Origin of the sequence: Microcystis sp. LEGE 08355, assembly GCF_015207185.1 — a bacterium.
GTDB classification, from domain to species: Bacteria; Cyanobacteriota; Cyanobacteriia; order Cyanobacteriales; family Microcystaceae; genus Microcystis; species Microcystis panniformis.
On sequence record NZ_JADEXI010000069.1, the window covers coordinates 1 to 13137 of the forward strand.

At 39.6% G+C, this 13137-nt stretch carries 9 protein-coding genes; 1 reads left to right on the top strand and 8 read right to left on the bottom strand.

Going from position 1 to position 13137, the window contains the following annotated elements:
* From IQ242_RS05625 to IQ242_RS05635, 3 genes are all read right to left on the bottom strand, one after another.
* The coding region (locus IQ242_RS05625; RefSeq protein WP_193959308.1) for a DUF3370 domain-containing protein at window positions 1-1254 on the bottom strand (1254 nt) is incomplete at its 3' end.
* Between the two features lie 247 nt (window positions 1255-1501).
* Complete coding sequence (locus tag IQ242_RS05630) at window positions 1502-1951, bottom strand: YlqD family protein (protein WP_002735919.1); 450 nt, start codon at window positions 1949-1951, stop codon at window positions 1502-1504.
* 61 nt (window positions 1952-2012) lie between these two features.
* Window positions 2013-3932: a long-chain fatty acid--CoA ligase gene (locus tag IQ242_RS05635; RefSeq protein ID WP_193959309.1), complete on the bottom strand. Its 1920-nt coding sequence runs from the start codon at window positions 3930-3932 to the stop codon at window positions 2013-2015.
* 488 nt (window positions 3933-4420) lie between these two features.
* Here IQ242_RS05635 and IQ242_RS05640 point away from each other — a divergent pair, with 488 nt between their 5' ends.
* A complete protein-coding gene (locus tag IQ242_RS05640) occupies window positions 4421-4981 on the top strand; it encodes a Uma2 family endonuclease (protein ID WP_193959310.1) in 561 nt (186 codons plus the stop codon).
* 51 nt (window positions 4982-5032) lie between these two features.
* On the opposite strand, the gene IQ242_RS05645 is transcribed toward IQ242_RS05640, so the two are convergent.
* The 5 genes from IQ242_RS05645 to IQ242_RS05665 form a co-directional block, all read right to left on the bottom strand.
* Window positions 5033-5266, bottom strand: coding sequence for a hypothetical protein (locus IQ242_RS05645; protein WP_193959311.1), 234 nt, complete (start codon window positions 5264-5266; stop codon window positions 5033-5035).
* A 79-nt stretch (window positions 5267-5345) separates the two neighbouring features.
* Window positions 5346-5987, bottom strand: a complete 642-nt coding sequence (locus IQ242_RS05650) for an OmpA family protein (protein WP_002777405.1) — start codon at window positions 5985-5987, stop codon at window positions 5346-5348.
* Between the two features lie 6 nt (window positions 5988-5993).
* Window positions 5994-8837 carry a methyl-accepting chemotaxis protein gene (locus tag IQ242_RS05655; protein WP_228020840.1) on the bottom strand — a complete coding sequence of 948 codons (2844 nt, stop codon included), beginning with the start codon at window positions 8835-8837 and terminating at the stop codon, window positions 5994-5996.
* 97 nt (window positions 8838-8934) lie between these two features.
* Window positions 8935-12084 (bottom strand): tubulin-like doman-containing protein, encoded by a 3150-nt coding sequence (locus IQ242_RS05660; RefSeq protein WP_193959312.1) that lies wholly within the window; start codon window positions 12082-12084, stop codon window positions 8935-8937.
* Window positions 12085-12101: 17 nt separating this feature from the next.
* The coding region (locus IQ242_RS05665) for a vWA domain-containing protein (protein WP_193959313.1) at window positions 12102-13137 on the bottom strand (1036 nt) is incomplete at its 5' end.

The window sequence follows — 13137 nt, forward strand, 5'->3', positions numbered from 1 at the left end:
AGCTTCTCCCTGTTGTCCTTCCCGTTGAACGAGATGGAAAAAACGTTCCTCGGTGCGTCCCAGTTCGTTACGATAGGTAACGCGCACTGCACCCCGGAAAAATACCGGTCCCTGGACGGGTTCAACAAATAGCAAGCGATCGAGATAATTATCTTCTTTAATTGGGGTTTGAATACTCAAAGCCACCACCTGGGTTTTGCTAGTATTGTTATATAGAGGTAAAGTCAGATAGTAGTGAACACCGTAGTTACCGTGAGCTTTGAAAGCCGTATCGGGATAACGCACTAACATGGGGGCGCTTTGGATTTGTCTGGTGCCGAAAGTAGCTGCCGTCACCGTACTTAAAGGATAGGCGAAAGCTTGACCGGGTTGAGGAATGGTGAGATTAATTCCCCCTTTGGGATCAACAATGCGAGTTGCCCATTCCGAACCGACAGAAATTCCGGCCACGCGACCATAAAAATTTCTTCTTCCGGGGAACCATTGATCGGGAGGAGTGGGGGGAAAATCGCGAGGTGCGGCTAAATCACCTCTAACTAATAGGGTACGCCATTCCTCTAGGGTGGGGGGACGAAAGGTTTCTATTTCCCGATCTTCGATTTTGACTTTTTGGGGAACTTCGTAGAGGGCTAAATTAGCCATATAAACAGGGCCATCGCTGTAGAGACGCAGGAGAGTCGAGCGGGCGCTACTTCTGGGGATAACCAGATCGAAGAGCATCCGACTTTGGCCCGGGGGAATGACGATCTGGGTGGGAAATTGGGTATCATGGCGACGACGCATGATATCGCTGGCTAAACGGGAACCGGGACCGGAAAAAACCCGGCCGTTGGGATCTTCCACCAGAGAGGGTAAATCGACAAAAGGGGCATCGGCGGAGGTGACGTAACTGACTCCTTGCAGGATGCGGATAACGAGGTTTCTGGAGGTGGGATTAGTAACGATCAGGCCCTGGTGTAGGTCGCGATTGGGATCGGTTTGACGAGCGATGTGGTGGGTGAAAACGTCAAAACGTCCTTGTAGCGGATGATTGAGATGGGCTATGGGATAACGTTTTCCTTTACCGGGGAAAGTGGAGAGGAGAATTCCCTCTTTTTCTACCACTTCGGGACTATTGCTATTAAAAACTAGAACGTCATTCAGTTGACCGGGCAACTGACGCACTTCCTGATATTGGGTGATTAATTTCCTCTCTATCTGGGGCAGAACCGAGGCGGACTGAGCTAAAAGAATAGTGGGTAAGAAAGAAAGCATAGAGATTCTATATTTATAGGATCTAATTAAGGGTGAGTCGATGGAGAGGTGAAGTTATAGGACAATATAAGCGAGTTTGTCTTGGCGATCGATAAAGAATCTTAATATATTTTTCAGGCTTGATCAAGCCATGTCAGGGGTGATGTGATCTAGGGGCGGTTTTCTGGGTGAGCAAGGGAGAATACCCCTTGCTATTGCCGATTTTAAGGGTTAAGTTGAGAATGACCCGTAACTGCTCACCCTAGCTTTAAATTTCGCCGCGAATTTCTTCGACGATGCCATCTCTAAGGACGAGTTCCACATTCATTTTGGCCACTAAGTTATCGCCTTTTTCGACCCGGAAAAAGCTTTCTAGTTGTGCTTGGGCGACTTCTTGATTGAGTTCCAAGAGTTGTACCTGTTGCAATTGTTGCAGATACTGGTTTTTTTGTTCGAGAAACTCACTTTTCTGTTGATTGACTTGGATTTGAATATTGTCAATCTGTTGGGCAGCCGCAGGGGGTAAGGGGATCAGACTCTGACGCTGAATTTCTGCGATCGCTCTTTGGCCTTGGGTTTCTAATTGTTGAATTTGTGCATCAATTTGAACCATTTGTGCTTGTAATTGCTGTTGTGCTTCTTCTTTCCAGCGCGGAGTCACGATGACTTTAATTGTCACCGGGCGCTTCAGTAATAAACTGGTTTGTGCGTCATCCATGATTTGCTTATCCTAAAAAGGTCTTTTTGTCAAGGGGTTAGGGAATATTTGCCAGAAATATTTACTTGGCAAACATCTCGTTAATCATATCGCGATAGCGTTGCGTTACTACCGGTCGTTTAATCTTTAAAGTTTGGGTCATCATGCCGTTTTCTTGGGAAAAAGGCTCTAAAATTAACTCAAAGGTTTTAATCTGGTCATCGGTACGATAACTGGGCCGATTTCTCACCTCGCGCTTTAATTCTTGTTGGTAGAGATCTAAGACTTTTTTGCTGTAGAGATCGCTAGAAAGAATCGTTGAGCGATCGCTGTGAAGATCGGGTAAATTTAAGGATATTTTCTGTTCTTGCGCCCAATTGGCCAGTATATCAAGATTAGGCACGATCAAAGCCCCCAAAGCTTTTTGATCCTGTCCCACTAGCATAATTTGGGAGATAAAGGGACTGCGTAAACAAGCATCTTCAATCGGTTGCGGTTCGATATTTTCACCATTGCTCAAAACAATTGTATCTTTGGCCCGTCCGGTTAAGACTAAATCCCCAGCAGCGGTTAACCAACCAATATCACCGCTATCAAACCAACCATCGGGAGAAATCGCTTTTTCGGTTGCTTCCGGTTTTTTATAGTATCCCTGCATCACCTGCGGACCGCGAATCAAGACTAAACCGTGTTTTTCTGTGGGTAAGACTTCTTTGCTGTGTAAATCGACAATACAGATTTCTGTCTGAAAGACGGGACGACCAGCAGACCCGCGCAGGTTATGATCGATACGACGGACGGTAGCCACAGGAGAAGTTTCTGTCAGTCCATAACCAACTAAAATCGGGATTCCCGCAATCTCATAGAAAGTATCTAGATGTCTGGCTAAGGAACCACCGCCACTAACCAAGATTTTAACTTTATTTCCCACTGCTTGGCGAATTTTGCCATAAACTAGCTTGTCACCGATGGCATGGAGGGGATAGAGTAAGAGGGATTGAATTCTTGCTTTTAGTCTTTCTCTGGGGGAAGCATGAAGATGATCAAGACTGAGATTATCAGCGATACGTTTAGCAATAACGTACTTTTCCGACTTTTCTAGCAAAAATCTCACTAATTTCTGTTTTGTGGCCGATTGTTCGCTAAATTGTTTTTGGATACCCTCGTAAAGAGATTCCCAAAGACGGGGAACTCCCACCATTAATTGCGGACTAAATTGCTTTAAATCGGACTTAAAAGTGCGAATACTGGTATAAATCTGGGTGCAACCCTGAGCTAGACTGAAATACTCACAACTGCGCTCGTAGGAATGCCATGAAGGTAGTATACTTAAAACTCGATCGCCAGGATCCGGTTGAAAGATAGCGTTTAAGTTGCGTACCTGATGCAGCAGATTACCGTGACTTAACATCACCCCTTTTGGTTGTCCCGTCGTTCCCGATGTGTAGATGAGGGTAGCCAGATCATTTTCGCTCTTGGTGATGGGTTTAAGGGTGTTCTCAGCCCCGATCGCCATTAGTTGCTTGAAATTTAAGGTCTGCACGGAAATCGCCCCAGTAGCGGGGTCTTCGTCGGTGAGCAGCACGATTAATTTTAGGGGCAATTCAGGGATTTTCGCCAGCAATTTGCCTAAAGTTTTGTTATTTTCGACAATCAGCGTCTGACTGTCACTATCGGCCAAAATATAGGCTAATTCCTCGGCATCTGCTTGAGCAGATCGTACCGCGTTGGCGGCCCCGGCTGCCATGGAACCTTGGTCGGCAATAAACCACCGGGGACTATTATCGGCAAATAAAGCGACATTTTCGGTTTCTGTGACTCCTAATGCTTGTAAAGCGGCCGCAAATTGCTGAATTTGTTGATAAAGTTGCCGATAGGTGAGAATTACTTCCGGTTTACTGTGGGGATCGTGCAGGGCGATAATATTGGGGAAACGCTGGGCCACTATTGACCAAACTTCGGGTAAAGATTGAATATTTGAATAGTCAATTAGGGTTGTCATAGCAGTAGTTATAGAGAGTTACAAGAGTAATAACATATAGATTAACCATTCGAGGCTCTTTTCGCGGGTTCTCCTAGACAGTATTTCAACAGGTATCTAGTCCTGCAAAGTTAATTTCCTAGTCGAGACTCGGGGAGAGGAGACTTTTCGGTTATCGGTGAACAGTGAACGGTAATCAGGGAATGTTACTGTTACTTAATACTGCTTACTGATTACGGAAAAGGCTAACGGCTTAGATGTATAATTAATTTTGCCTAGGTAAGTGGTTCTAATTAAGTAGAAGATAGATTTTGCCTCTGATCCCCCCCACCCCTAGTAGGGTTGATTCATGAATCAACCCTACTATAAATCAACCCTACTATAAATCAACCCTACTATGAATCAACCCTACTATGAATCAACCCTACCCCTTAATAAGGGGAGCGCGGACAATTTTTAACACCTACCTGCTTAGGTACTTAATAAAGTTGTGATTAGGAGAAAAACCAATGATTGCTTTATCTAACTATAATAATCTCACTCCAGAAGAATATCTTCAGTTTGAAGAAACCAGTCCCATTAAACATGAATATATCGATGGACAAGTTTACGCCATGGCAGGGACGACGGATACTCATAATATTGTTTCTGGGAATATATACACAATTATTCGTAATCATTTGCGGGGTTCCGATTGTCGGGTTTATTTTGCCGATGTGAAAGTCAGATTAGAGAAGCGCAATCACTTTTATTATCCTGATATTATTGTCACCTGCGATGACAGAGATAGAGAAACTGCTACCTACAAACGTTTTCCTAAATTGATTATTGAAGTTCTCTCCGATTCCACAGAAGCTTTTGATAGGGGTGATAAATTTAATGATTATCAAACTCTAGAAAGTTTAGAGGAATATGTCTTAGTGAATAGTAAACACCAACGAGTAGAAACTTTTCGACGGGGTGAACAGGGTTTATGGATTCTGCAAACCTATCAGCAAGAAAGTTTTAGTTTACAGAGTATTAATCTGACGGCATCTTTTCGGGATTTATACGAGGATGTCACCCTCTAGGGAATGAAAAATCATTAAGGTACAACCTCAAAAGGTTGATTTCCATACCGTTTAGTCTTTATCATCTAAAATATTTGTAAAAACTTCTTCTACTCGCTCAGATAAATCTGATGGCTGAAAATAAACTCGTCCAACTCGTCCTTTTAATTTTTGGTCTAGAGTTTCTGGAGTGGAAGAATTGGAAGATTGATTAGATAGAATGGTCAATCTCACTCGCTGACCAGCTAATTTAGCACTATGCTGTAAAATTTCTTCCCAAGTCCCCTCTAAAGTGTTTTGTTCCATAGATATTGATTTGAATTTCGTTCTTTCCTCAGTGTAACAAGCAAAAGATAAAAAAACAAATTCCTGGATTTTTTTGGTATTATTGTTTTTTACCGGGGGGAATAAAACGGATTTCAATTCTGCGTCTGCTTGCATCTGCGTCACGATTAACCGCGGCTAATTTACCCGAGGGTAGGTATAACTGTCCTGCGGAAAAAGCTCGAAATTTGACGTTTTTGAGTTTACCTGTGCTTTCGATTTCTTGCACTACTGCTAAAGCTCGCATTAATCCTAAATCAGTGTTAGAACCGGGTACGAGCATTTTAACAGATTGTTTTCTGCTGGCAACCGATTCGATATTTTTATCGAGATTACTTGTCTTTTGTATTCCCTGTCCATCGGTGTGTCCAATTACTTGAATAAAGTCGATTTCTCTGTCTTTGGTAATGGTTTCGATAGCGGGAATAATACGCTGACGAATATAGGTTTTTAAAGCGGGGTTTAATTCAGCACTTCCCGACTGAAATTTAAATTTTCCTGATTTTTCATCGATAACTATCGGGGTTGCTGTTTGCAGTTTTCGGTTAGCTTCCTCCAGTTTGCTGATGAGATTATAGGACTGAAAAAGTGCCAAGAGGAGAAATAAACTCAGAATCATGAAAGCATTGGACATTAAATCGGTAAATGCGGGATAAACATCCACCGATTTATCTTCATCCCGGTAGTAGGTACGTCTAGACATAATTGCTTAGAATTTGTTAGTGAAGTTATCAAATATGGTGTTAATGTCATCCTGAACATTTTTTTGAGTAGGATTAGGGATTGTCTCAAAAAGTTTTTCTATCTTATCCTTTAAGTTAGAAAATTCAGACTGAACATCTTTTTGAGGAGGATTAGGGATTGTCTCAAAAAGTTTTTTAAGTTCTTCCAACTTCTTATTTAACTTATAAATGTCATCCTGAACATTTTTTTGAGTAGGATTAGGGATTGTCTCAAAAAGTTCTTTCATCTCATCCTTTAAGTTAGAAAATTCAGACTGAACATTTTTTTGAGTAAGATTAGGGATTGTCTCAAAAAGTTTTTTAAGTTCTTCCAACTTCTTATTTAACTTATAAATGTCATCCTGAACATCTTTTTCAGGAGGATTAGGGATTGTCTCAAAAAGTTCTTTAAGTTCTTTCATCTTATCCTTTAAGTTAGAAAATTCAGAACTCATTTCGCCAATTTTCTCCAGTTCTGCTAAACATTTTTGAATTTCTCCATAAATATGTTCAATCATTTTCTGATTCGATTTATTTTCCTTAGCGATAACTTTCTCTAACTTATCTCGCAAAGATTCTAAGTTAGCAGTTAATTGACTGGTGTTGGTGTTCACCGCGTTAATTACTTGAGAAAAATCTGATTTAAGGCTGCCAAATTGATTGGCTGTTTTCTCAATAGATTGGGAAACTGCTTTTAATTGTTCTGAGTTCTTAGTTAATTTATCATCAACTACCATCCCTAAGTTATTGCTTAAAAGGTTTAACTCAGACTGTAAGCTTTCCTTGACTTGAGTAACTTGCTCTGTCACTGTATCAATTAACTGAGACAGGTTAGCATTAGTCACCTCTGGATTATTACTAGAGCGCTCAATCCCATGGGAAGCTGTGAGGATTTTATCGGAGGTTTGGGAGAGTCTTTGCTCAAGACGATTGATAAGTTGATTGCCTAATTGTTTCGACTCGGAGTTAAAGCTGTCTTGATAGGTTTTCACGGTTTCGATTAATTTTACTAATTCTCCCTGAATGTTAGATAACTTTTCTTGTTCGGTGACTAAGCGTTGCTGATTTTGTTCTAGGATTTTCTCAGAGACTTGAGTAACTTGCTCTGTCACTGTATCAATTAACTGAGACAAGTTAGCATTAGTCACATCGAGATTATTACTAGAGCGCTCAATCCCATTAGAAGCAGTGAGGATTTTATCGGAGGTTTGGGAGAGTCTTTCATCGAGACGATTGATAAGTTGGTTTCCTAATTGTTTCGACTCGGAGTTAAAACTGTCTTGATAGGTTTTCACAGTTTCGATTAATTTTACTAATTCTCCCTGAATGTTAGATAACTTTTCTTGTTCGGTGACTAAGCGTTGCTGATTTTGTTCTAGGATTGTCTCAGATTTTTGATTCAAGTCAGTAATTTTTATTCCTAACTCAACCATAGTTGTCATTGAACGGTGGAAGTCTTGAGTTAAAGAAGCTAGAGATTGAGTTGATTGGTTTAAATCTGTAGTAGAATTGGCAAACTGTTGATGAGCAGTCATTAAATCTGCGGTTGCTTGCACTAACTTATCAGCAAATTGACTACTTTCGATTTTTTCGGAAGCTTCCAGAAAACCTACCGCACTATTTTGTAATTTTTGAGAAGATTCTTGGATATTTAAATACACTTGTTCTGCTAAATTGTTAGCTCTTTTATTACTGCTGATAATCTCCCCGATATTCTGCTCTAGTATTGCAGTGGATTGAGAGAATCTCCCTTGGGTTTCTGCTAAACTAGCGGTAAACCTTTCGATATTACCAGAGAAGTTACTTTTTTCAATTAACTCTGATGCTTGTTTAAAAAGCAGTACACTATTTTTTAGTTCCTGAGAGGATTGTGTAAACTCTCGGTTTGCTTGCGTGATAATTGGTACTTGCTCGTTAAGTTCAAAAGCTGAACGCTGAAAAGTCGTCGCACCGGTAGATAAAGTTCCTGCGGTTTCAGTTAATCTTTCACAAACCTGAGTGACTAATTTAGCAGTTTCCTGATTACCATCAGCAATTTTTTTAGCAACTTTCTCTAAAGAAGATTCTAATACTCTCGTCACCTCAGTATGAAAGTTAGTCAGAAATGCTTGCTGTGTATGCACCATGCGATTAACCGCTTTATCCAAGCGACTATTCCCTTCTACAGTCGGCTGCAAGATGTTATCTAAATAGTCTTCTAGGGAACTAATTAGATTTACTTTAGCAAGGTTGGTATTAAAGATTAAGTTAATCACAGTCAGTAAAGAACTACAAGCTAAACCAATTAAGCTAGTGATAAAAGCAATCCCCATACTTTCTAGGGGAGTTTTGAGCTTTTCTCCTAAACTTTGCACATCGACATTATTAATATCGATAAGTGTGCTGATTCCCGTCAGATTGAGAGTAATTCCGAAGAAAGTTCCCAACAAACCAAAAGCGAGGAGGAGATTGGGTAACACTCTTACAAAATAATCCCATTTCTCGCAACTGAGAGATTTAGACATGAAAGTAAATTTTTCTTCATGGTATAAACTATCCACCAAAGCTGCGGTATTAACATCATCTAGTTGACCACTAGCTTCCTTAAATCTCTCCGCTAGATTTAGATTAGAGATAATTTTAGGTATCTTCTCGGAACTTTTTCCCTCAATTAAGTCCTTTAAGTCCTTGACTGTAATTTTCTTCCGAATTAAATCCTTGACTTTTACAGTTGAATCTTGGAGATATTTATAGAGAGTCATCCGGATTCTCACAGCTAAGACGGTGGGAAAAATAACCAAGACTAGAGTTAAAACAATCAGATAGGGGGGAAAAAGGTTAAGTAATGCCATGATAGTTATTGGATACCTCGAATTGTGGTTGATAGAGAGAGTTGGGGGTGAATGTTTCCTCAGATAGCTGGGGAAACATTATTAAGATTGATTAATTTTACCATTCATCAGTAGTGCTAACCTCTGCGGGTAAACTGGGTTGACTACTGTTATTGTTTGTTCCCAGTAAAGTTTGTTGCTTTTGCTGTTGTCTTTCGAGTTTTTTCTGTTCAGCAGCACGTTTTTCTAGTTCCATTTTCAGTTTATTAACAAAACGGGTGATAATTCCTTCTTTTGCCTCCTGTATATGATTTCCTTCTTGTCTAACTACCTTATTTTTGTAGCGAGCATTGGGGTGATGGTCAGGTAAATTTTTGACATTGTTGACAAAATAGCTGACGTTCTGGAAATAATCACCCTCGTTAGTAAATAATAGAGGAGGATTAGCCAAAATCTCATTTTTTGCCTGATTAAGCAGTATCTGTAAAGCATTAATCATGTCCTTACGAGATGCAAATTGTTCTAAAGCAAGTCGCCAATTACCGCTAATGTCAATGATGGACTTATTGTTAAATAAATCCCCTTCGATGACTAATTGATAAGTATCATCTTCCTCATCGTATTCTAGTAAAGCGAGAGCAATTGCGGGATAGAAAATAAACTCTAATTCCTCAATTAATTTGGCAGGTGGTGGGATAATATCAGCAAAATCTATTCTGTAATCATTGTGTAAAATGCTGATTCTCTTTTGGTCTTGATAGATTTTTTGCAACCCAGATAAATCAGTAATTATTCTTAGGGGAAACCCACCAAACTCGTAGGTAATTAGGATTTCTTCGTCGGTTTGAATTGATTCAAAAGAAGTCCCCAGATTAATATTTAAATCAGATTCAAGAGTCTTCATGAATCTTTGCATGGTGGGTGAATTATCGTCCTTAGTCCCAATTAGTAATTTTTTATCTGTATGCAAACGATAGTAAGCATCATTAACATTTATCGGTAATATTAAATCAGCTTCTCGCAGAATTTGCGCCAAGCGTTCAGGAAAATCATGGGGTCTATATTGACCCATAAATCGCTTAATTACTGCATCAATTTTATTAGTGCTTACCGATTGAAACTGTTTCTCGATTGTTGCTGTTAGGGTCTCTTTGAGAGTTTCATTATCAATAACAAAAGATTGGCTAAATAAACTGAATAGGGAAGCATTATAGCCTAAATTATTGGTGACTTTTTGGCTGACGGAAATGTATTGAGTTCGGGAGTTACTGTCCGGGATACAGTTATCAATATTCTCCTCTGGGAAAATACCTTCCCCAGTCATCTCGTCGAGATTTAACTGCATTAACTCCTGTTCGTATTTATCGTATTCTGTGATTAACTGATATAGGGATTCTTTCAGTTGTTGTATCTGCAGCATTCGACTGGAAATATGCTTGAGAATCGCTTCAACAATCTTTCTAGATTCGCGATTGATGCTGAAATTAAAGTTATGCTGAATTAATTTTTGTCCGCTTTGAACGTAGTCTCTTAACTCGGCCTTGATTTTCTCGCTATTGGCATTTTTATTAAACATATTGAAAACAGACTTTTTCCCGTTTATATCTTCGAGAGTTTGTTTAACATTTTTCCAAATATTCTCAATTTTTTCCGAGGAATGAAACCCTTTATTATCCTGAGATAATTCCTCTAGATTACCCTTGTAGGTATTAATCTGTACTTGTAAAGCGACCAAAAAAGATAGGCTATTTTCCAAAGAAAATTCTAGGCTATCAGGATTAAGAATAATCTCCAAAAATTGGTCAATATCTGACTTAAATTTTTCCATTAACTTAGGTTGAGTTTGTTGGGTCAGAGTTAACCAGATTCCGCGACTGCTATCCGTTTCTCCCCCCTGTACTTTGCGAAACTCTTTTTCTAGGGATTGCTTGACGGTTTGGGGTAAATTCTCCAAATCTTGACTATTGGATATTTCTTCCTCTAGGGAATTTTTCCAAGAGGTTAAAGTCTTAGAAAAAGTTTTATTATTCTCTAGGGTTGCTTCTTCCAATCTGGCAGTAAAATAATCCTTATTACTTTGGGTACTCCAATTAGCTAGGAACTTACTTAATAACTCTTGTCCACTGGGACTTTGACCATATCCCTCTAACCAAAATTTAATTAATTTGAGAGTAAAACGATTGAGACCAATCTGCACAATTCGGTCGCGAGTAAAATAAATCCTCGCTAGTCCAAAGGACATATAACCTTGACACATCTGAAAAGGATGATTATCTTTACGAATCATCGGGTCTTTATGGTTATCCCGATTGCTTTTGATGTGAGGAGATAACTCATCGGCAAAATCCAAGAAAATCTTGTAAGCAATGACGTTACATAATTTACCTTTGTTATTAATCCGGTAATCTCCCGCAGTGCGATTAGAAACTAAGTAGGCAAAATCAAAAGGAGAACGTTTTTCATCGATGTGGACGAAATTTTGTTTATCATAACAGGCTTGAAAGGAATTACTTTCATTGGTATAATGATCTAACTCTTTCAAAGCTGCATAGGTATTAGCTCTCATAATTGCCCCATCACCATAAAGTTTAGGACTAATTACCAAATAACCAAAGGATGTATATTCGGCGGTTTGTTGTAAAATATGACGCAAAGTGTAGGCCACATCGAGGAAAATGCCGCTACCAGTTCCCCCACACAAAGAACCGACCACAAAGACATTTAACCCCCCTTGGACATTAAAACTTTGACCATTAACTTTACCGCTAAACATAAAGGATTCATGACCAGAAGTTCGTCTTTCCGCTGCTTCAATTGCCTCCTGAATTTTTTGATAGTTATGGAAGAAAGCTAAACGACCGACGGGACGAATACCTCCCGCACCATTTTCAATGGCAGTTATTTGTTTTTTTAGTCTTGGGTCTAACCAGCTTTCAATATGGGAAAAGGGACTTTCAAAAAGGGTTTGGTGTTCAAGTTCATAGATTAGATTGTTAACATCTTGAGCATTCATATTAATGAATACTCTTTCAGCAGCTGATAAAAGAATTTCTTCTCCGTGATAGCTATTTCCTGTGGGTAAACCCGAACCATTGAAAGCGTTTTTGTCTGTGTCAATATGAACAAAACTGACAACGGGTAGGTTAGATAACTTCCCATACTTATCAATAATAAAGCGGCGAATTCTCATTAACACATCTCGACCAGTACCACCTAATCCGATGATAATTGTCCGTTTGATAGCGCGGGTTTGACTGGTGTTAGCCATGGTTTAAATCTCCTGAGTTATTTTTTGCTAATCTGAATTTGTAGGTCGAAATCTTGATGGTTATGGTGATAGGTTAAAGTCAGGTAATTTTTATCTATTTTTACCTCCTGAGTTAGTTGATTACCTCGATAAAAAATCTCTGCTTGTTTAGTAGGTTTCAGATATAACTGATTGCCGCGTCTTTCTAAATAGCAGCGAATTTCTTCCCCGGCACGAGAAAAGGTATTCCTCTTATGTTCTTCACCACCGATGTTAATTCTTTCGGATGTTTTTAAAATATATTTTTGGGTTTCATCTTCATCATCATTAGAGGAGACTTCAATAGTCCAAGCAGTATTTAACAGCAACCAATGACGAATTCCCAAAATACTCGCTACTATTCCCCCAATTCCCATTAATGTAATTACCAATGCTGGCAACCATAACTGACTCCAGATATAAGGATTAATCAAACAGGTTTCTTGTCCTCCCGGTGCGGGAGTGCAGAACTCTTGTGCTGTGGGAGCAATATCGACCACTGATAGTTTGTATTTATTGCCGTTAGTGGCGGTAATTTCTTGGGTTCTTAGATTAATTGGTAGGGAATTAAGCCAGTTTTGTCTCTCCAAACTTTCGGGAGAATCAGCAAGACGAAAAGGGCTATTTTTTGGGGTTTCTATCCACTGTTGTGAAGTAATCCCCGCAGCAGTAGAAAGGGGTGCATCGGTAATCCAAACTACCGACTGGGGTTTGATAGCTTGATTGGCAGTTAAACGACACTGATTTAAGCGTGCCAGTCGAGTATAAACGTGCCATTCTGCTCGCTGAATATCGGTATTTTTAGCACTTTGGCTAGATTGCCAGGGAATCGCTTTTAAAACCGCGTCTATATCTTCCCTTCCGCGAATTAAAATCGGTTCTGTAATCGGTTGGATATTATCAGCAAAGGGGACTAAATAAACGGAATCGTTATTTTTTAAACTATCGCGAATAATTTGACCGAGGCGCGTGCGTCCTTCATCATTAAAGTTAACACTGCCGGTAAGATCGATCGCTAGGATAACATCTCGTCCC